The 19638-nt window shown below is 46.5% G+C and carries 21 protein-coding genes; 12 read left to right on the top strand and 9 right to left on the bottom strand.

From position 1 onward, the window contains the following. Positions 1–19: 19 nt before the first annotated feature. The 9 genes from ABCW47_RS00725 to ABCW47_RS00765 all read right to left on the bottom strand — a co-directional run bounded on the left by ABCW47_RS00725 (position 20) and on the right by ABCW47_RS00765 (position 9345). On the bottom strand, positions 20–1240 hold the full coding sequence (locus tag ABCW47_RS00725) for a nickel pincer cofactor-dependent isomerase, group 22 (protein ID WP_343207947.1): 1221 nt from the start codon (positions 1238–1240) through the stop codon (positions 20–22). A gap of 29 nt (positions 1241–1269) precedes the next feature. Continuing rightward, positions 1270–1830, bottom strand: a complete 561-nt coding sequence (locus ABCW47_RS00730; protein WP_343207948.1) for a hypothetical protein — start codon at positions 1828–1830, stop codon at positions 1270–1272. Positions 1831–1878: 48 nt separating this feature from the next. Next, positions 1879–2409, bottom strand: coding sequence for a molybdopterin-binding protein (locus tag ABCW47_RS00735; RefSeq protein WP_343207949.1), 531 nt, complete (start codon positions 2407–2409; stop codon positions 1879–1881). Between the two features lie 23 nt (positions 2410–2432). Then, positions 2433–2798 carry a hypothetical protein gene (locus ABCW47_RS00740; protein WP_343207950.1) on the bottom strand — a complete coding sequence of 122 codons (366 nt, stop codon included), beginning with the start codon at positions 2796–2798 and terminating at the stop codon, positions 2433–2435. Positions 2799–2802: 4 nt separating this feature from the next. Continuing rightward, entirely contained in the window at positions 2803–3852 is a 1050-nt protein-coding gene (locus ABCW47_RS00745; protein ID WP_343207951.1) for a hypothetical protein, read from the bottom strand. Positions 3853–3883: 31 nt separating this feature from the next. Beyond that, entirely contained in the window at positions 3884–4264 is a 381-nt protein-coding gene (locus ABCW47_RS00750; RefSeq protein WP_343207952.1) for a hypothetical protein, read from the bottom strand. A gap of 148 nt (positions 4265–4412) precedes the next feature. Then, the gene (locus tag ABCW47_RS00755) at positions 4413–6701 is read right to left on the bottom strand and encodes a bifunctional diguanylate cyclase/phosphodiesterase (RefSeq protein ID WP_343207953.1); all 2289 of its coding nucleotides are present in this window, start codon (positions 6699–6701) and stop codon (positions 4413–4415) included. Positions 6702–6927: 226 nt separating this feature from the next. Further along, complete coding sequence (locus tag ABCW47_RS00760; protein WP_343207954.1) at positions 6928–8340, bottom strand: L-fucose/L-arabinose isomerase family protein; 1413 nt, start codon at positions 8338–8340, stop codon at positions 6928–6930. 45 nt (positions 8341–8385) lie between these two features. Then, positions 8386–9345, bottom strand: a complete 960-nt coding sequence (locus ABCW47_RS00765; protein WP_343207955.1) for a uroporphyrinogen decarboxylase family protein — start codon at positions 9343–9345, stop codon at positions 8386–8388. A 309-nt stretch (positions 9346–9654) separates the two neighbouring features. Here ABCW47_RS00765 and spoVT point away from each other — a divergent pair, with 309 nt between their 5' ends. From spoVT to hpt, 12 genes are all read left to right on the top strand, one after another. Next, on the top strand, positions 9655–10203 hold the full coding sequence (gene spoVT, locus ABCW47_RS00770) for a stage V sporulation protein T (RefSeq protein ID WP_343207956.1): 549 nt from the start codon (positions 9655–9657) through the stop codon (positions 10201–10203). A 293-nt stretch (positions 10204–10496) separates the two neighbouring features. Next, the gene (locus tag ABCW47_RS00775) at positions 10497–11651 is read left to right on the top strand and encodes a four-carbon acid sugar kinase family protein (RefSeq protein ID WP_343207957.1); all 1155 of its coding nucleotides are present in this window, start codon (positions 10497–10499) and stop codon (positions 11649–11651) included. A gap of 157 nt (positions 11652–11808) precedes the next feature. Beyond that, positions 11809–12825, top strand: a complete 1017-nt coding sequence (pdxA, locus tag ABCW47_RS00780; protein ID WP_343207958.1) for a 4-hydroxythreonine-4-phosphate dehydrogenase PdxA — start codon at positions 11809–11811, stop codon at positions 12823–12825. 158 nt (positions 12826–12983) lie between these two features. After that, a complete protein-coding gene (mazG, locus tag ABCW47_RS00785; RefSeq protein ID WP_343207959.1) occupies positions 12984–13763 on the top strand; it encodes a nucleoside triphosphate pyrophosphohydrolase in 780 nt (259 codons plus the stop codon). Positions 13764–13885: 122 nt separating this feature from the next. Then, positions 13886–14158: an HU family DNA-binding protein gene (locus ABCW47_RS00790; protein ID WP_343207960.1), complete on the top strand. Its 273-nt coding sequence runs from the start codon at positions 13886–13888 to the stop codon at positions 14156–14158. 3 nt (positions 14159–14161) lie between these two features. Further along, positions 14162–14401 carry an RNA-binding S4 domain-containing protein gene (locus ABCW47_RS00795; RefSeq protein WP_343207961.1) on the top strand — a complete coding sequence of 80 codons (240 nt, stop codon included), beginning with the start codon at positions 14162–14164 and terminating at the stop codon, positions 14399–14401. A gap of 106 nt (positions 14402–14507) precedes the next feature. Beyond that, the gene (gene yabP, locus ABCW47_RS00800; RefSeq protein WP_343207962.1) at positions 14508–14795 is read left to right on the top strand and encodes a sporulation protein YabP; all 288 of its coding nucleotides are present in this window, start codon (positions 14508–14510) and stop codon (positions 14793–14795) included. Between the two features lie 2 nt (positions 14796–14797). Then, a complete protein-coding gene (gene yabQ, locus ABCW47_RS00805; RefSeq protein ID WP_343207963.1) occupies positions 14798–15148 on the top strand; it encodes a spore cortex biosynthesis protein YabQ in 351 nt (116 codons plus the stop codon). Continuing rightward, complete coding sequence (locus tag ABCW47_RS00810) at positions 15127–15432, top strand: FtsB family cell division protein (RefSeq protein ID WP_343207964.1); 306 nt, start codon at positions 15127–15129, stop codon at positions 15430–15432. The genes yabQ and ABCW47_RS00810 overlap by 22 nt, the downstream gene beginning before the upstream one ends. A 309-nt stretch (positions 15433–15741) precedes the next feature. Then, positions 15742–17427, top strand: a complete 1686-nt coding sequence (locus ABCW47_RS00815) for a SpoIIE family protein phosphatase (RefSeq protein ID WP_343207965.1) — start codon at positions 15742–15744, stop codon at positions 17425–17427. 285 nt (positions 17428–17712) lie between these two features. Next, positions 17713–19167 carry a tRNA lysidine(34) synthetase TilS gene (gene tilS, locus ABCW47_RS00820; RefSeq protein ID WP_343207966.1) on the top strand — a complete coding sequence of 485 codons (1455 nt, stop codon included), beginning with the start codon at positions 17713–17715 and terminating at the stop codon, positions 19165–19167. Then, positions 19112–19633, top strand: a complete 522-nt coding sequence (gene hpt, locus ABCW47_RS00825; protein WP_343207967.1) for a hypoxanthine phosphoribosyltransferase — start codon at positions 19112–19114, stop codon at positions 19631–19633. The genes tilS and hpt overlap by 56 nt, the downstream gene beginning before the upstream one ends. Positions 19634–19638 lie beyond the last annotated feature (5 nt).

A 19638-nucleotide genomic window follows, 5' to 3' on the forward strand; every position in this document is an offset into this window, starting at 1 on the left:
TTTTGTCAATCCTTATGTATTAGATTGTGAGTCTGCCGTTTTCAAAGCACAGGCTTCCTTCTTGTAACAGATCATAGCTGTTCGGCTCCAGGTGCTTTAGAATTTCCTCTGACACCCAGAGGGTATCAATGTGAAGAGTATTCTCGATTACCATGACTTTGGCCTTCTCCGGAGTTACAGCGCCTATGGTGCTGAAGGCCATTTTGACGGCATCCTCCTCAGTTGGGGCATAGACCGGGATTTTGCCCCGTTCCAGGAACGTGGTGTGGATCAGATTGGTGTAGGTGATATCCTGTTCTATACTGTCTGCAAGCTCCTTTGTGGTGATATCTGCCAGACCCACTCCCAGGCCATTGCCGTCGGAGGATTTGGAGAGGCGCAGGACGACCAGTTTGTTCACATCCGGGTAATCTGGTTCCGGTATGCCGTGGATACGGATGCGCCCTATGGTTTTTGTATCCATTCCGGTACCGCTGTAGGACTTTCCCATTTCTTTGACCACCAGAACATCAATCTGGCCGAAGGGGAGCTTTGGCACCAGTGTATGAGCGGTTTTGAGAAGAGCGGCATCTTCCTCCAGCAGATTTTCCGGTTTGACCGCCTTTAATATGCTTGTTTCTTCTTTTGAATTTTCCAGAATGGCCAGGCCGCCGATGAAAGGCATCTGTTTTGCCGCCTCTTTAAATACGAGAGGGATGGACTGTGCCAGTCCATATTTATGTACTTCTGTGGCGCCGGTTTTATTTCCCAGACCGATAGAAACCATTTTCACCAGGCCGCTTTCATTTTCCGCAATGAAATCGGTGTGGGGTTTTACCCGGTTCACCAGTAAAACGCCATCTGCTTCATACGCAACCTTATCCATATAGACCGGACAGCCATTGGAAGCTGTCCCAAGGAGTACGGTCTCCATAGAAGAGCGTATTTCACAGTCCATAGACTCTTCTGTAATCCCATAGTGGGAGAGTACCCGGATCTGGCCCTCAGGCGTGGCGCCGCCGTGACTTCCCATGCAGGGGATGATAAATGGAGTCCCGCTGTGTTCTCTGATATAATCGCAGATGTGAAGGGTGATATCCGCAATATGGCTGATTCCGCGGCTTCCGACCGTGACACCGATTTCTTTCCCCGCAACATCCAGAGAAAGGGTATCCAGCTGGGTATTAATTTCCTTCTTTAAATCCTGGATGGAGGGGTGGTTGTAGTGCTGTCTGATCTGATATAATCTGGGCTGATTCATCGTTGAAATGCTTCCTTTCTAATCTTATATTATGAAACAGGGGAATAAGTACTGAGGGTATCCTCGTCCTTTAACTGGAGAAATCCAGTAGCTCCGGGGCCGCTGCCGTCATCTGCGATCAGATAACGGGGGGCCTCCGACAGGGCGGCAGCCAGATACCGGATTTTTTCCTTTTTTGTAATCAGGTTTCGCATATGAATATAGATTTCATTCATACGGACAGCCGGAAGCTGGGCAATGCAGCCAGGGCCTCCCGGGGCGGACAGCAGGGTAAATCCCTCACGCAGTTCGTCCACAGGACCTCCGGCAGCGACCGGGGAGATATGAGGATCTCCTATGATACCTCCGCAGGAACAAGCGATATCCCGCATACGTAACACGGCCGCTGCACCGATCACATCTTCCGGCAAAGCAAGTTCCAAAAACCGGGCAAGGTTCAGATCGATCTTAACCGGATCTTTCTCCGGAGGAAAATATGGATTCGGCGGCAGTTCTAAATTATCCTTACGTTCACCGACGGCTCTGAAACCCGCAATCAAGAGGGTATCTCCGGCGGCCGTCCTCAACGGTTCATAAAAACTGATTAGCATACCTGCGCGGCCTTTCATTTATTTAAATATGGCGATGTCCTTAACATTTCATGAAAGCGGCTTAACCTGGTTGTCATAGAGAGCAATCACCGCATCGGCCATAGCCAGGTTAATCTCAGATAAAGGACAGCCTTCTTCATAAGAATGACAGAAAGCTCCAATTGCAGCCATAGCTTCTTCATATGGTCCGGGGACATTAATAAGAAGCGAGTGACGGGTTGTCCCAATAATAAGCTTGCTCCAAAGATGACCGTTTTTCCCATAGATCTCGCGGCAGTATTTATCCTCCAGCAAGTCTGCCATAACTGTGTGGGTGAAGTCCTTGCCGAGCGTGTCGCTGAAACGGTGACCGCCGCCGGACCCGCCGATCAGGACGATCAGATGAACTTCCTTTTTAACCCAGGAATCAATTGCTTCCCATATTCTGTCCTCGCTGTCCAGAACCGGAGGAATACGGCGGATATCCATACATGGATTCAGAGCCAACAGCCGGGCCATGATACCCGGACTGTCCGTATCCAGCACAATGCCTTCTTTTATTTCATTTCCGGTTGGTATAATTACCGCGCTGCCTATCATAATTTCCTCCATTCTGCTCCCGGTTATCTTCCGGTGATCCACCTTTCCTTTGCGCAGGCGGAGACCGGCTTATCCGGAATCTGATCAAAGTCCACCGGCACAATCCGTTCAGCCTGAGATAGTCTTGTCACTTCACCGGCGGTGATGCCATCACACAGAGCGACCGCCTGTATCAGGCCGGAAGGATCTTTTAAGACTGCTTCCGGGTCCAGACCGTAGACATCCATATCGATAGAAGTACCGGTCACCCCGATGACACGTACGGTGCTTTTCAGCTTTTCGGAAAGAAGGGCTTCCAGGCTGCGGGTATCAAGACCCTTAACGGTTAATCCTGCTATTTTTAGTACGGTTTTGTCCGCATGTACAATCACATAAGAATTCTGGTCCATACTGCTATATCCTTACTGTCAGGCTTCGTGTTTCGCAGAAATCCGAAACAGCATACTCGCGGCCTTCGCTGACGCCAGGGATCAAATCCGGTGCGTGTTCAATAATTTCTTCCGGCGTCATGGCAGGATGTGGCTCTAAAAGCCAGTCCTTTGTGATCCCCACACTTGCCAGCTCTTCCCATGCGGCCGGTGTGATATTGTCATATGCAATCTCGCTTCCAAGCGCTCTGGCCACAGAGAGAACGGCGGGCGAGCAGCCGATGTCTTTTCCGGGCACCAGACCAAGAGTAAGAGCTCTTAGCGTATAGCGTGCCAGAACCGGCTTCTCCGCCACAATACAGGGAATGTCACGCTTTAGGGTCTTTGCATATTCTCCTGAATTGTGCGCGGTATCCCCTGCTCCAAACTGACGGTGCGGGAAAACCCTTCCATATTTTTCTTTTACTGTCATGCCGATGCCAACAGAGATCACTTCGCCGGTATATCCGAACAAGATCCGTCCATTCGTCATGATTTCACGCTGGCCCAGATAGGGCAGCAGTATTTCTTCCATTGTTACAATATTCATCATCTCGGTTGCCGAGTTATTGTTGGAGGCACGGCCTGTTATGACAACATTGTGTACGGGAATCCGCTTGTTGGCCGGATTCGGCCCCCGGTATAATTTCCTGCCGGGATACAATGCCTGCCACTGTTTTAAGTGGGGCTCCTCCAGAACCAGCTCCGGTGAATAAGGCATCTCTTCCATAGATAAAATTCCAAAGTCCGGATTCACCCGGCCCCTGTCTCCTGCGCCCATACGAATGATGGCGCTGTCTACCATAATACCGTCGCTGGTGGTAGTGACCGCATTCATATCGAAAATATTGATTCCCACCGGTCCGTCAAACTCTGCGGCGATCATCCGTATGGCGTCTTCCGGGGTAAGACCGCAGGATACCACGTCCTGATTGTCCACAAATACAATAGTAAGCGGAATAATTTTATTTTCTCTGATCCCTTCCGGAATCAGTTTATAGGTTAATGTCTTCATATTTCCTTCTTTCGTCTCCACTCTTCCTCTGTCCTTTTTCTGGTTTCACTTCTCAGTGCTGTCCGATCTTCGGCCTGCGGTCATCAATATTTTTACAATCGCCCAGTTCATATTCCTCAGTGGGATGGAGAATATTAATTACTTCCAAAATGGCCTTTTCCACATGGCCGTCTTTATCCATGCCCTTAATAATCACAGTGTGCATTGTCTCAGGGACACGGGGCATAACGACCAGTTCAACATGATCCACATTTCCGTCGCCGGCGATTTCCTCCACACCCGATTCGATCCGTCCGGTTCGCAATGACTGCATCTTTGCGCTGGTGAGATTTTCCAGGCCTCTGATGGTAATATTTTTATCTGGGGTATTCTTCTTAACCGCCCGTTTCATCTTTTCAATAAATTCCGGCAGTTTCGTATGCATTAATTTCATATGCCGCTTCCTCTCTGATTGAATTTCAATCATTATTTTAGCACAAGCCGGTGAAATAAAAAACAAGATGTACAGAAAAAAGGCCGTTTCGAAGGAATTTCCTCTGAAACAGCCTTGCCAACTATGTAAATAAAATTCTGCCCGGACATTAATCTTTCACAGAAAGGGGCAGCGACGTCCCGGACAGTATATTTTTTTCATAGGACGCTGCATCCATTGGCCGTGCACAGTAATACCCCTGAATATAGTCGCAGCCGACTTTTTCCAGAAATTCAAATTGCTCTTTTGTCTCCACACCTTCCGCGATAACCCTCATATTAAGACTGCGCACCAGTGCGATGGTCCCGGAAATAATCGTCTGCGCTTTCTGATTATGGATCATATCATCAGAAAAGCATTTATCCAGCTTGACGGTGTCAATGGGAATGTTCTTAAGCATATTCAGGGAGGAGTATCCTGAGCCAAAATCATCCATCTCAACCACAACACCATTTTTATGAAGCTGATGAATGACATTGAGAAGAACCTGCTCCCGTTCAAACAGCATAGTCTCTGTCAGTTCCAGTTCAATACAGGAAAAAGGAATGCCGCTTTCTCTGATAATGTCCACGTAGATATGTACAAAATTCGGGTTGTCCAGCTGGCGGCGGGAGACATTGACCGAGACAGGCGGGACCTGATATCCCATATCCAGCCATCTTCGAATATGACCACAGGTTTCCTTCAGTACATAACGGTCCAGCTCCACAATGGAGCCGCTTGCCTCGAAAACCGGAATAAACTGACCTGGCATGACGATAGTATCATCGGCTGTTTTCCAGCGTACCAGCGCTTCTGAACCGTCAAACTGCTGTTTGCGGATGTTATATTTAGGCTGAAAATAGATGACGAATTCATGATTCTTCAAAGCATCGCCGAATCGGTCCTCCATCTGCTTGTTTAAGATCAGCTCCTTACGAAGTTCATCGGTATAAAGCTCAAATTGGGATACGGAGCTTCCCTTGATCTTTTTCTGAGGAATCTTGGCCCGGTCCACCATACTTTCAATATCGGTCTCATGATTTTCGATTAAATAGACACCGGCCGAGATCACAAGGTTATAATGTTCATTGCTGTCCAGAGTCAGCCGGGTCTTGAGCATATCTGAGAATAATTGAAAACGGTCGCTGAGTTCCTGGCGGTCCCGATACGAGGACAAAACAACAAAATGATCATCAATGACCCTGGCAGCAGTCTCTCCCTCCCTCAGGAAGCTCTGGATCGTATTCCAGATATAGCGTAGAGCCGCATTTCCCTCCTCATAGCCATAAACATCGTTTATATATTGAAATTTATTGATATCCATGCTGATCATGGCATAATGTCTGCCGTTATTATGTTCCAGTATATGGGCGGCATCCAGACGGAACTTCCCGTATGTACTTCCTCCGGTGACAGGATCAATATAAGCCAGGCGTTCTATCTCCTGAAAATTCTTAAACCGCAGCCGGATAATAGAGGCAACTAAGAGAATTACAATAGCGCTGCACAGGATAATGAATGCGTAGCTTAAAGGCAGTACGCCGTTTGTACGGGCATTCACAACTTTTACAGGAATGACGGTGAGAAGATACCAGTCGTTCACATCCAGAGGCTGATAGTACAGATATTTTTCCACATCGTGATAAAAGACAATACAGCCGCTCTCCTTCTGGCTCATTTTTTTTGCCAGTTCGTCAGCTGCCTGGAGATTTTGTTCATCTGTCTCCATAAGTGTATCAATAATATTTGAAAAACTGCCGAAACTGCCGGAGTGGTCGGAACCGATGATCCGTGTGCCGTCGCTTTTTACCACATAGGAATAACCGCTGCCCTGAAATGTCGGGGCGGAAAGTGCCTGATGATACCATTCCGTAGAATAGGTGGCAAATAATACGCTGGCGACCCTTTCGTTTTCCACAATGGGAGCACTGTACACTGTAATGCTGTCCCCGTTTATCTTGTCAATCAGTGTGTCGGAAACACAGGTCTCACCCACCATGGAACGCTGAAAATAGCTGCGGTCTGAAATATTCATCTGCTGCCGGTCTGTTGTAACCACGGAGCCATCCGGGGCTGCGATACCCATGCGCCGGAAATGGTTCGTATCTGCAATGACTGTCAGCATGTCTATCCTCTCCGCATCCGTACCATCTATCTCTGCCAGCATGGAGGCAATATTGTAGACCACATTCCGAACCTTTTCCACTTCTTTTTGGAGAATAGAAACATTCTGATTGGATATTTCGCCAAGTGTATTCAGTGTCTGTCTGGTAGACTGTGCAGTGAGATATTTTGCATAGGAAATAGTGGCTGCTATGACTACAAAGGCAGACAGTATGATATATAAAATAAGCCTTCGTTTATAATGAGAAGCTTTCTGCGAAGCAGAAGTTGCGGGAATTTGTCTGGGTTCCATGAAAAAATCCTTTCATAGAAGAGCGGATGTATCTGTACATCCTCTTCATAAGGTAATACATACGAAAAGTATGCCGGTTCAAGATTTATCTGTATTTTACATCAGAAACGTTGATTTGTCATGGATTATGTAAAAGAAACACAGTGACCATATAATTACAAAAGGATACCTGCCGCTTGCCGGCAGATATCCTTTAAAGTCAGAGGTATGTAAATATCAATCGTCTTTAGTCCTCGACACTATCATACTGGACGCCGCTGATGAAACGGCAGGCCTCCTTCAGAATCTTCTTTACATGTCCATATACGATAGAAGTATGGTGAATATAGGGACCATAGATGAATTTTTTCTCCCATTTCACCCAGTTGTCCATTTTAGCCCAGAGGTAAGTACCTGTGGTATAGGTGCCCTCCACGGACTCTGCCTCGTCGGCAAACAGATAATACTGCCCTCTGTCCGAATCGAAACGGACAATGGTGATCGGACCTTTTTTCAGGGCAAAGTTTTCTCTCGCGTTAATCAGTCCGGCGGTTGAAGCGGAATCTTTTAAAGAATATGGAGCATTGCCGCAGTGCCACATCAGTTCTGTGTTATCGTCATCCCTGCTTCTGACGGTGAATTCACCGAAGAAGGAGGATTCACGGAACCGAACGGCAGCTTCCGCCAGAATGGAACCGATGGTTCCAAGTACATCTGTTTCACAGCCAAAGGGGATACCCATATCTGTCAGATCACCGACTGCAATGCAGGGGATCGCATGGATGGCATCCAGAGTCAAAGTCCAGCACTCCATTGTGAGGCCCGACAGATTCTGCTCTTTCACCAGATCCAGCAGAGCCAGCTTTAAGCAGGCGGTATTTCTTAACATTTCTTCATCCGGTGTCTGCGAACAGTCAAACCGGTTTTTAATATCATCCAGTGCCGCCTGGGCCTGTTCCGGCCGGGTCTCGAAAATCTGGTCCATTTTTGCCTTAACCATAGCTATATTAATGGGAACGACTTCAATACCGAAATTCTCCATCAGTTCATTCTCATTAATCATAACAGTAGTGAAATATTTCGGACGGTTGCTGATCTGGCCGATACGCATATCCCGGAAGGTCTTAACCACATTAACCACTGCCAGAAAATCGTAAAAATCATTCTTAAATACCGGATCGGTAATATCACAGTTTTCAATATAAGAATACGGAATGCCATAGCGGCGAAGAATACGGCTGGTAGCGAAAAGCCCGCACTGGGTGTCTAACGGCCTGCCGCCGTCTTTTGCTATCTGAGGATCTCTCGGCCCCCAGAGAATAACCGGTTTATTCACCAGCTTGCATACACGGCCGGCAACCTCTTCACAGCCGAAATTACATTGAATGATAAAAACAGCGTCAGCTTTTTTCTCTTTCATATATTCAGCAATGGCATCTGCCTCGGCTACATCCCTTGCTACGCCCTCGTCATTAATAAAATCAATATCAATTACTTCGATGTCAGCTTCCTTTTCCAATGAACGCAGATAATCAATAGCCATATTTTTAACGGCTACCGCAGCCTCCGGCGGAAAAGCTCCCTTTCTTTTGGCAGGAATTCCCCGGCGGATCGGCAGCATGGCAACACGGAGTGTTTTGTTTTTCTCATACAGTGGCATAATCGTTCGTCCCTTCTTTTCTTATGTGTAATTTATGCAGGTCTATTATTTTAAATATGAATTTGCCGCGTCGATGGCAACATGTACCCGGTGCAGCTCCACGTCGGTGGGAAGCGTACAGTCGGCGCCCAGGATAAAACGATCTGTACCAAATTCATCCATCACACTATGTACGGCCTTAATGATATCCTCATCGCTTCCGTCTACCAGAACTCCGGAGCGGTCGTCCAGCCCGCCGAGATAAACCTTATCCTCGCCGAACAGTTTTCTGCCTTCGACCAGAGACGGATTGTCCGAATAAATACCCCAATTGTAAACAGCGGCAGGATATCCGGCATAGCGGTTTAAGTTCAGTCCATCCTTGCACATGTGAAGAATATTGCAGGGCGCATCCTTTACGGCATTTAAAACCTGAAGGTCAAATGGTTTGACAAACTCTTCATATTCTTCATCCGTAAACATAAATTTTTCACCGCCCAGGGCAGCATAGTAAATACCGTCGCAGCCAGCCTTTACACATTCGGCAGCCAGATAGGACAGATAGTCCGCCACAACTCCAAATGCTTTTTTAAGTCCTTCCGGATTCTCACGAAGCATTTCCGGCAGCATCATTCTTTTTTCATTATAGTGGTTCACGCCGCACAGACAGTGGAATGTGGAAGCCACAATACCGTGAATGGTGGCAACCATAACAGCTTCGCCCTTCATTTTGCCGCAGATTTCCTTCACCAGCGCGATCTGGTTAACAATAATCGGATCATCCTTTGGAATCGGTTTGATATCGGACCAGTCGGCAGCTGTATTAATCAGTGGGTTTTTGGGTATCGTATTCTCATTCATAATTTTACATATGGAAGTTCTGCTCTCTTCAAAAAATTTTAAATGCATGGACACAGCAGGCTCTCCATTCTCAAATCCTTCTGGAAAATGAAGCCAGAAGCCGGAGGGAATCTCGTCTGGTTTTTGGCCGTTTAAAACAGCCAGTACACGTTCTTTCTTAGTCATAGCAATACCTACCTTTCTTTTTTCTGTGCCGTCTGAAAACAGGCAGGACGGACAGACTATATAAATAATAAAATTATTTTACCATATCCAGAGTAAAAAATGAACGGACGAGCTGTGGAAATTTTAGAGCACCTGTGAATAGAAGAAATGTAATTGGGACAAAATGTTAGCAGTAACAGTGCCGGAAACCGTATACGAGTTATTTGCATAGAATAATGAGAAAGATAAAGTATATTTTTAAATCCATGGTAAATACTAGAACTATATGACGAGGCATTTGTACCAATAACTCACGAAAGGATTGTAGTTATGAAAGCAACTGGAATTGTTAGAAGAATCGATAATCTTGGACGTGTGGTACTCCCTAAGGAAATACGGCGGACACTCCGTATCCGGGAAGGAGATCCATTGGAAATATTTACCGGGAAAGAAGGAGAAATTGTTTTAAAGAAGTATTCTCCGGTAGGCGAACTATCACAATTTGCAAAGGAATATACGGAAGCTCTCTCTTCGGTGACCGGCCTGTCGGCATGTATAACCGACCGTGATCAGCTGGTAGCCGCAGCAGGACCAGGGAAAAAAGAGATGACAGGCAAGGCAATCAGCAGACAGCTTGAACTTGCTCTGGACCAGAGAGTATCCGTAATGTCAAAAGCCGGGGATAAAAAATATGTGAAAATTACAGATGAGGAAGAAGAACCCTTTGCCTGTGAAATAATTTGTCCAATCCTTTGTGAAGGTGATGTTATAGGCGGCGTCCTCCTGATGTCCAGGGAAAAAAGCCAGACATTCGGAAACGGAGAAATGAATCTGGCGGAAACCGCAGCTCAGTTTTTGGGAAAACAGCTGGAACAGTAAGGAACAGCCCCTTGATAGTATAAATATTAAGAACTGAACCAGTCCTATGTTATGCAGCATGGCTGCAAATGAAAAAGACAATAAGATTATATTTTGATATAGATATCTCCCTTATAAGATTAGAAAAGCCGGAAAACGATAATAGAATGTCGTTTCCCGGCTTTTCAGTTATATCAATATGTGATACATTACTAATGAAGAATGAAAAAGAAAGAAGGAAGAACTAAAATTGTTCATTATTCATTTTTCCTTCTTCCTTAAATAGTTGGGTGGTGGTTTCAATACGAATTTTAATGATCGCGGATGATTTTACCGGTGCGCTGGATTCCGGCGTTTCTCTGGCCTGTGCTGGCCTGAATACGGTTGTTTCTCTGGGGGATAAGGTTTCTTTTGACGCGGATGATGTACAGGCACTGGTGATCAATGCAGACTGCCGCCATGATGAACCTGAGATGGCTTTGGAGAAGATGAAAGCTATATTGAAGCAGTGGAGCGGGGGATTTGAGGTTTGTTATATGAAAACCGACTCTGCCCTGCGGGGAAATATTTCCTCTGCCTTTCTGGCTGCATCGGAGGTGACCGGCAGACGGATTTTGTTTATTCCGGCTTTTCCGGACGCCGGAAGAGTAACAAGAGGCGGAAAACAATACATAGACGGCGTGCTTCTGGAAGAGTCTTCCTTCCGCCTGGACCCTCTTAATCCTATGAGGACAAGCCGGGCAGATGAGATTGCCAAAGGAAATACCAGGCTGGAAATCAGGATCTGCGAGCCGGATGACGACCTGCCGGGGGATGGAGACGTTGTTATTTTTAACTGTGAAGACAATAGAGATTTGGAAATCCTTAGAGATAAACTTAAGGGTTCGGCCACCCGATGCGTTCTGGCGGGATGTGCAGGATTTGCCGCACAGATTCCGGCTATGCTTGACCGGAAGACAGAGCATATACAACAGATGTTCTGCGCGGGACCGATGCTGATTTTCAGCGGCAGCGCTAATCAGGCTACGTTTGACCAATTAGAGACAGCAAAAAGGGCGGGTGTTCCGGTTCTTGTTATGCGAACGGAGAACGATCTGTCCGAAGTGAAAGAAACGGCAATTGAATATCTGCGCGGCGGAAAAAGCGTTATATTAACGACAGCTGTCTGCAGGGAGGATGTATCGACGTCGGTCATGTCATCAGAACAGATATCAGCACTGTTTACCCGGCTGTCGGAACAGATTTTTAAGCGGTATATTCCGGAGAAGTTCTGTATCATCGGCGGAGATACCTGTATGGCGGTTTTGAACCATTTCGGTGTAGAGAGGGTCCGGGCTCTGTGTGAGATCGAAAGGGGCGTTCCCGTATCGGAATTTGATTATCGGGGGAAACAAATAAAACTGGTGACGAAGTCAGGAGGATTGGGTTCGGAGCAGGCAATTTTAAACATGATACGGTTTTTCAGGTGACGTTAAGTTTAAAACAAAGTAGTTTCAAACTACTTATTTACAATAAGATGATTTGCGAAGCATATCATCGTGTGCTGTGCGGTATCGCAGGTAAACCTGTGATATGCATGGGCTTATAAATAGTATAACGATCAGAAGAAAATGAAATGAGGAGGCCATGCAGACACGTTATTCTTCTGATTGTGATAAAAATGCATGGAAACAGATTATGATAGCAGTTACGATGGGAGACGGAGACGGAGTCGGTCCGGAGATTATTCTGAACGCCTGGTGCGAGAGGGAAATGGACGGGGAATTTGTTGTGGTAGGGGATTATTCCGTGCTGGATTACTGCAGCCGAAAGCTGGATTATCCGGTGAAATTTCATATTGTGTCAGATCCCTCACAGTATCAGGAAGGTTATTTGAATGTTCTGGATATGGGGATGGTCAGCGAGGGAGATTTGACTCCCGGCAAGGTGAATGCAAAGGTAGCCGCGGCTTCGAGAGCCTATGTGGTAAAGGCTACGGAGCTGGCATTAGAGGGGAAGGCAGGAGCGGTCTGTACGCTGCCTGTCAATAAAGAGGCAATCCGTCTGACCGATCCGGATTTTACCGGCCATACGGAATTAATCGCGGGAATCTGTGGACAGGACAGTTATACGATGATGCTGGCCTCGGATAAATTGACGGTAACCCATGTAAGCACCCATGTTTCTATGGAACAATCCATTCGGAATGTGAAGAAAGACAGGGTATACGATGTGATCCGTCTGACCTATGAGAATATAAAGCGTTTTAAAGCGGAACCTTATATAGCGGTAGCTGGTCTGAACGCACATGCAGGCGAGGGAGGCGCTTTCGGACGGCAGGAACTGGACGAGATTATCCCTGCGGTTGAACTGGCGAATCAAAACGGGATGAAGACAGCCGGTCCGATTCCGCCTGATACCGTATTTTTAAGAGCATCCAGAGGTGAATTCGACGCAGTAGTCTGCATGTATCACGATCAGGGGCATATACCGATGAAACTTCTGGATTTTGACGGCGGAGTGAATGTATCTCTGGGCCTGAAAGTGATCCGGGCGAGCGTGGACCACGGGACTGCTTATGATATCGCCTATCAGAAGAAGGCATCTACGGGAAGCTTTGTTAAGGCGTTTGAATACACGATGAAATTAATGAAGAATGAATAGTAAAGAATGAAGAGTGAATAGTGAAGAACGGAAGGGAAAGTGAAAATTACGGCAAAGCCGCAAGTGAAAACGAGCTGCTCTGCAGCTCGGTGAAAACCGTTCTGTGAGCGGGTGAAAGAGTGGAATTATTCATAATAATGTGATTGGGAGATGGTGTTTTGTATTCGTTTGAGGATTTTAAGGGTATTATTGCCAGGCTGCGGGCACCGGATGGATGCCCCTGGGACAGGGAACAGACCCATGGGAGTCTGAGGGACTGTATGATTGAAGAGGCCTATGAGGTTGTGGATGGCATAGATCGTTATGAAAAGACCGGTTCTTTTGAGAATCTCCGGGAGGAGCTTGGAGATGTTCTTCTGCAGGTTATGATGCACAGCCAGATCGGTGAGGAAGAAGGAATTTTTACCATTGAGGATGTCATTCATGAAATCAGTGAAAAGATGGTGAGAAGGCACCCGCACGTGTTTGGAGAAGCAGAGGCAAAGACCAGCAGCCAGGTATTAAAAAACTGGGATGAGATTAAGAAGCAGGAAAAAGGGGAATCCTCTGTGTCAGAAAGCCTGATTTCCGTAGCCAGAGCTCTTCCGGCGAATATCAGGGCACAGAAGGTGCAGAAGAAAGCGGGTAAGGCTGGCTTTGATTTCCAGAATATGGAAGAGGTGCTGAGTAAGGTCACAGAGGAACTGTCGGAGACAATGGAAGCCTGGGAATCCGGCGACCGGAAACAGATTGAAGAGGAATACGGTGATTTTCTTTTTTCTGCGGTGAATTTATCCAGGTTTTTGGGCGTAAATGCCGAAAATTCCTTGACAAATGCAACGGATAAGTTTATAAGTAGATTTAAGAGTGTGGAGGCAGCAGCGTCTTTAAAAGGCCGTTCTGTAAGCGAGATGGATATCGACGAACTGAATGAGCTTTGGGAGAATGCGAAGAGATAATGTTGCCGACACTTTTTTCATGACAAGGGGACGGGGAAGCCGGAGACTTGTTGACGCTGATGGGCCGGTTCGTGGGACTGCCCCGAATTTATCATATTTATTTATTTTTAGGAGGATTTATCATGAATAAGACTGAATTAGTTGCTGCAATTGCAGAGAAGACACAGTTATCCAAAAAGGATTCCGAGGCTGCTTTAAAAGCATTTGTAGATGTTGTTACAGATGAATTAAAGAAAGGTGAGAAGATCCAGTTAGTTGGCTTCGGTACTTTTGAAGTTGCTGAAAGAGCTGCAAGAGAAGGCAGAAACCCTCAGACTGGCGAGACTATGAAGATTGCTGCTTCCAAGACTCCGAAATTTAAAGCAGGCAAGGCTTTAAAGGATGCTATGAACTAAGACATGCGTCTGGACAAATTTTTAAAGGTTTCCAGAATCATCAAGAGGCGTACGGTGGCGAATGAAGCCTGTGATGCCGGAAGGGTTCTGGTGAATGGTAAGGTGGCGAAAGCTTCTGCTGCTGTTAAGGCCGGTGATGTCATTGAGATTCAGTTTGGCAACAAAGCCGTTAAGGTGGAAGTGCTGGATGTGGCCGAGACAGTCCGCAAGGACGATGCCAAAGAGCTTTACCGTTATATTTAACGGACAGTAGAGTGTCCCCCTTAGCCGAAAGAACGGCTGCTCAAATCGGAATAAAATAGAAGTCCCTTCATATACTTAAGCAGACAAGGATATGGAGGGATTTTTTATGGAAGAAAAGGAAAAGATTAGAACGGGTTCACATAAGATCAGCTTGTCGGGCCGGGAGATGTGCTACCTGACCGGCGTAAATGATGTCCTGTCCTTTGATGCCGAAGAAGTTCTGCTGGAGACCATTGACGGGGTCTTAATGATACGTGGTCATGAACTACATGTAAACCGCCTGTCCCTGGAAAAAGGTGAGGTGGATGTGGACGGACGGGTGGACAGCATGACCTATTCGGACGGGGGACACAGTAAATCGGGCGAATCCTTTTTTGGCCGTCTGTTTAAATAAGTATGGAAGAGCTTTTAGGACAGTTTCGTTTCTTCCTGGTCTCGGGTATCTGGGGCATTATCCTGTCTGTAGCCTATGATTTGCTGCGTATTTTCCGACATCTGATTCATCACAGTAATTTCCTGACCGGTGTGGAGGATCTTCTTTTTTGGATTGTAAGCGGCTGCCTTGTGTTTCGTATGATTTACCTGGAAAATAATGGAGAAATCCGGGCTTTTGCCTTTATTGGACTGTTGATCGGAGCACTTTGTTACTTTTCTGTTACAAAAGGATTGAAAAAGATAATAAACCGGGTTAGAATGAGTGTAAGAAACCGCAGGAGGCGAAAAGATTGGTCAGGAAGAAGAAGATAAGAAAGAGACGGATTGGACTTTGGATCACATCTTTTGTTGTGCTGATCTTATGTTGTTTCGCTACATATAAGCGGATTAATCTGGAGAATGAGCGTAAGACCTACGAGGACCAGATTGCTGCGCTGGAGAAACAGAAAGCCGATCTCGAGAAGGAATCAGAAGAGATTAAGGAATACGGGGCTTATGTCCAGACGAAGAAATATGTGGAGGAAGTTGCCAGAGACAAGCTGGGGCTGGTTTACGAGGACGAGATTATTTTTGAAGGCGGAGAAGGCGAAGAGTAAGCCGGGTTCCTGATATTAAAAATACATAATGATGACCATGGACCGGCTGTTTATTGCAGTCGGTTTTTACGTTTCAGGAAGGCGGTGAAACTCTGCGGTCGAAGCAGTAATGCAGGGTTCACCGCTTCTTTTTTATGAATTTACAGGTGGAATCTCCTAAAAGAAGTAAGCTTCCTCTATTCGGGAAAAAATCCTTTTTGAAGGGATGGACTGTCAAAAAGTTTTTGAAATACTGTCCCATTGTTTGACAAATACCGAAGACAAACTGTCCTATAATTACGGTCAGATTTTGATCAGGAGGTAGAGCAAATGGGTACGCAGATCAGCTCGGATATTTGGATGAAAGGAAGTCTGGTGGTAATAGGAGCAGCAGTAATTCTTATATTACTGAAACTGAAAAAAGCCAGAATCACGCCGGTGGGGTACAGTTTAATAGGAGGAATCGTTACCTTTTTGGTATCGCTGGGAGGCAACGTATTAAAACAACCGTATGAGGAAGCTATTTTGTTTTCTCTATGGGAAGGAACACTGGTATTTACCGGTATCGTAGCAATCTTTATTGCAAAGCAGATTATACTCTGGCGTCCGCAGAGAAAGGAAGAACGGGACGACGAAGCGGTAGAAAAAATGGTGAAGCAGAGACTGGGGGAATTTTCCGACTCATTCCAGAAACTGTCCAAGACATTTACTGATTTATCAGAAACTAAAATATCGCCCGGTAAAGAGGATGTGGAAGGGATCTTTCAGGATTTGTCCCAGGGAATATGCAAAGACTGCACCAACTGCAGTTATTGCTGGCACAAAAACTACTATGGAACATACCAGGCGGCCTTTATGATGCTGGACACCGCGTGGCAGAAGGGGGTGGCGGATACCGGGGACGTGCCGGCGGCCTTTTACAGCCAGTGTATCCGTGTAGAAGATTTTCTGAAAGAAACAAACTATTCTTTGTCAAAGGCCAAGATGAACCTGCGATGGCATAACAAGCTGGCGGAGAGCCGGGAGGCTGTGGCAACCCAGCTGGGCCAGGTCGCGGAGATTATGGATCAGTTTTCGCAGAATATGTTCCGGATTGAAAAATTGAGCAAGAGCGAGGAACAGAGAATCCGGAGGTATTTAAAGAAAAATCATGTGGATTTGAAAAAAATCACGATATGCACCAGACCGGACGGCAAAAAAGAAGTGGACTTAATGATACGCAGCTACGGCCGCCGCTGCACGCTGTCAAAGGAGGTGGCGGGGTACTATGGAGATCTGTTTGGAAAGAGATACAGGCTGGCCGAGGGCACTAAAAATGTAATCGGAAAAGAATATGATACGGTTAGTCTGGTAGAGGATGTAAACTTTAAGGTGCTGACCGGTGTGGCGCGAAAGACCAAGAGCCATGAGGAAATCTCCGGAGATAATTATTCGGTTATCCATCTGGATTCCGGGGAGGTCGTGATGTCTCTCTGTGACGGTATGGGAGCAGGAGTGAAAGCCAACAGGGAGAGCAAATCAGCCATTGAACTTCTGGAACAGTTTATGGAGGCCGGATTTTCAGAGGAGACAGCGCTGAAACTGATCAATTCCATGCTCGTTTTAAAGGGAGAAGATCAAACCTGCTCCACAATGGATATGGGTGTGGTGAATCTGTATTCGGGTATGTGTGAGTTTGTAAAAATAGGCGCCGCTCCTTCTTTTATCAAGAGAAGCAAGAAAGTGGACATCATAGAAAATGCATCTCTTCCTATGGGCATTTTAAATGAGGTGGACTACCAGTCTTCTTCTATCAAATTGTACGAGGGTGATTTTTTAATCATGATGACGGACGGCGTACTGGATGCCATCGACGGGGAGGACAAAGAAGTGAGGATGGCAGAGCTCCTTGAGAATATTCCCAGTGCAAACCCAAGTGAAATTGCGGGTTTGGTATTGGATTACATAGCGGAGGTTAATGAGGGCGAGATTCGGGATGATATGACGATCCTGGCGGCAGGCCTCTGGAAACGGTAGGAATAGCTTGAAATATAAATGTGCGGGCGGTAGAATGGAAGAGGGCAATGAATAAGGAAGAATGAAGAACGAATAATGAAGAACGTGGATAGAGCGTGAAGTGAGTGAAAGTTGCAGCGAAGCTGCAAGTGAAAGTGTTCCTTCGGAACAGTGAAAACAAGAAAACAAGTTTTCCCGGTGAAATTGCAGCAGAGCTGTGAGTGTAAAGGGCAGTTATATAGCAGCGAAAAATGAAAAACGCGGATAGAGCGTGAAGAAAGCAAGGGCAGTTCAGGATAAAACAGGATGGCGATGGAGTTTAGGAAGAAGGTTCTGGAGTTTATTGAGAAGTATCATATGCTTTGTGCAGGAGACAGGCTCGTTGTTGGCATCAGCGGCGGGCCGGATTCGGTCTGTCTTTTTGATGTGCTTTTGGATCTTGCTGCGCGGTATGGTCTGACTCTTTTCGGGGTACATGTGAATCACGGTATCCGGGGAGCAGAGGCGGACCGGGATGCCGAATTTGTACGGGAGTTATGCGACAGCCGGGGCGTTGAACTGACAGAGGTTAGGAGGGACGTTCCTTCCCTCGCTGCGCAGAGCGGGGAATCCCTGGAGGAAGCAGGACGCCGTGTGCGTTATGATGCATTCGCGGATACGGCCAGGAAAAAGAACTGTAATAAAATAGTCTTGGCCCACCATAAAAATGATAATGCGGAAACGATACTGTTTCATCTCTTTCGGGGAAGCGGTCCCTGCGGACTTACGGGTATCGCACCTGTGAGAGACAATGTTATCCGTCCGTTGCTGGCGGTAACGAGGACGGAGATCGAAGAATATATAATAGAGAACCGGCTTTCCTTCTGTGTGGACAGTACCAATGCGGATGTGCGCTACACAAGGAATTGTATCCGCGGTGAACTTATTCCGCTGGCGGAAAAGAAGATTAACAGCCGTGCTGTGGAACATATTGATCAGGCGGGCCGGGAGCTGGCTGCTCTGCAGGAGCTGGTTATGGAGCTGACGGAAGATGCCTGGGAGCGGTGTGTGCAGCTGAATGGGGGAAATTATTGTATTTCTGTCTCTGCTTTCGCAGAGGAGAAACAAGTGATCAGAGGAGAGTTGATCAGAAAACTTCTGCGGGAGGCCGGGAATGGCCTAAAGGATATTACAGCAGAGCATATCCGGGCTGTCTGCGCGCTGGCCAGCAAGGATACGGGCAAGATGGTGTCGCTGCCCGGGGGGATTCTGTTACGGAAGGATTATGAGAACATCATACTGGAACGGGCGGAAGAATCTGCGGCGGAGCAATCTATTTGCATGCAGGTGAGTATTCCGGGGCGTCTTTTTCTGCCGGATTCCGACAAAATATTGGAGTTTTCCCTAAAAAGCGGCAAAATAGGAGAGGCAATACCGAAAACATCTTGTATAAAGTGGTTTGATTATGATAAAATAAAGAACATGATTTTTTTAAGGACCAGGCAGCCCGGCGATTATCTGGAGATTAACGCCGCGGGAGACAGGAAAACCCTGAACCGGTATTTTATAGATGAAAAGATACCGTCGAAGGAGCGGGACAGCAGGCTGCTGCTGGCATCCGATCATCATATTCTTTGGATTATAGATGGGAGAATCAGTGAATACTTTAAAGTGTCTGATGCCACCCATACAATTTTAGAGGTAAAGTTATCAGGAGGAACAAAAGATGGAGAGAAAAATCAGTGTGTTGATTTCCGAGGAGGAAGTGGACGCCAGGATTAAAGAGATCGGGGCGCAGATTACAGAAGAATACGCGGGTAAAACCGTTCATCTGATCTGTGTGCTGAAAGGAAGTATGTTTTTTACCTGTGAGTTGGCGAAACGGATTAATATACCGGTGACTATTGACTGTATGTCGGTTTCCAGCTATGGAAATGAATCGGAGAGTTCAGGCCGTGTCCGTATCGTGAAGGACCTGGATGAAAGCATTGAGGATAAAGAAGTTATTATCGTGGAGGATATTATTGATTCCGGCAGAACACTGAAGTATCTGATGGATATGCTTTCCGCGAGAAAACCAGCTTCTCTGCACTTATGTACTCTTCTGGATAAGCCGGACCGCCGGGTGACCGATGTAGCGGTAGATTACTGCGGTTTTGAGATTCCGGATAAATTTGTAGTGGGCTATGGACTGGATTTTGCACAGCAGTACAGAAATCTGCCTTATGTGGGAGTAATTGAAGATTAGGGAAT

The sequence above is a fragment of the Anaerolentibacter hominis genome (genome assembly GCF_032380675.1).
Classification (GTDB): Bacteria; Bacillota; Clostridia; order Lachnospirales; family Lachnospiraceae; genus Anaerolentibacter; species Anaerolentibacter hominis.

Bases quoted from the DNA above. Each gene is read 5' to 3' on its own strand.
- tilS (WP_343207966.1), top strand. From the start codon at position 17,713: ATGGCGATGGAGTTTAGGAAGAAGGTTCTGGAGTTTATTGAGAAGTAT.
- ABCW47_RS00740 (WP_343207950.1), bottom strand. From the start codon at position 2,798: ATGGACCAGAATTCTTATGTGATTGTACATGCGGACAAAACCGTACTA.
- yabQ (WP_343207963.1), top strand. From the start codon at position 14,798: ATGGAAGAGCTTTTAGGACAGTTTCGTTTCTTCCTGGTCTCGGGTATC.
- ABCW47_RS00795 (WP_343207961.1), top strand. From the start codon at position 14,162: ATGCGTCTGGACAAATTTTTAAAGGTTTCCAGAATCATCAAGAGGCGT.
- ABCW47_RS00750 (WP_343207952.1), bottom strand. From the start codon at position 4,264: ATGAAATTAATGCATACGAAACTGCCGGAATTTATTGAAAAGATGAAA.
- ABCW47_RS00760 (WP_343207954.1), bottom strand. From the start codon at position 8,340: ATGCCACTGTATGAGAAAAACAAAACACTCCGTGTTGCCATGCTGCCG.
- spoVT (WP_343207956.1), top strand. From the start codon at position 9,655: ATGAAAGCAACTGGAATTGTTAGAAGAATCGATAATCTTGGACGTGTG.
- ABCW47_RS00730 (WP_343207948.1), bottom strand. From the start codon at position 1,830: ATGCTAATCAGTTTTTATGAACCGTTGAGGACGGCCGCCGGAGATACC.
- ABCW47_RS00765 (WP_343207955.1), bottom strand. From the start codon at position 9,345: ATGACTAAGAAAGAACGTGTACTGGCTGTTTTAAACGGCCAAAAACCA.
- hpt (WP_343207967.1), top strand. From the start codon at position 19,112: ATGGAGAGAAAAATCAGTGTGTTGATTTCCGAGGAGGAAGTGGACGCC.
- ABCW47_RS00815 (WP_343207965.1), top strand. From the start codon at position 15,742: ATGGGTACGCAGATCAGCTCGGATATTTGGATGAAAGGAAGTCTGGTG.
- ABCW47_RS00725 (WP_343207947.1), bottom strand. From the start codon at position 1,240: ATGAATCAGCCCAGATTATATCAGATCAGACAGCACTACAACCACCCC.
- ABCW47_RS00775 (WP_343207957.1), top strand. From the start codon at position 10,497: ATGATCGCGGATGATTTTACCGGTGCGCTGGATTCCGGCGTTTCTCTG.
- pdxA (WP_343207958.1), top strand. From the start codon at position 11,809: ATGCAGACACGTTATTCTTCTGATTGTGATAAAAATGCATGGAAACAG.
- yabP (WP_343207962.1), top strand. From the start codon at position 14,508: ATGGAAGAAAAGGAAAAGATTAGAACGGGTTCACATAAGATCAGCTTG.
- ABCW47_RS00735 (WP_343207949.1), bottom strand. From the start codon at position 2,409: ATGATAGGCAGCGCGGTAATTATACCAACCGGAAATGAAATAAAAGAA.
- ABCW47_RS00790 (WP_343207960.1), top strand. From the start codon at position 13,886: ATGAATAAGACTGAATTAGTTGCTGCAATTGCAGAGAAGACACAGTTA.
- ABCW47_RS00755 (WP_343207953.1), bottom strand. From the start codon at position 6,701: ATGGAACCCAGACAAATTCCCGCAACTTCTGCTTCGCAGAAAGCTTCT.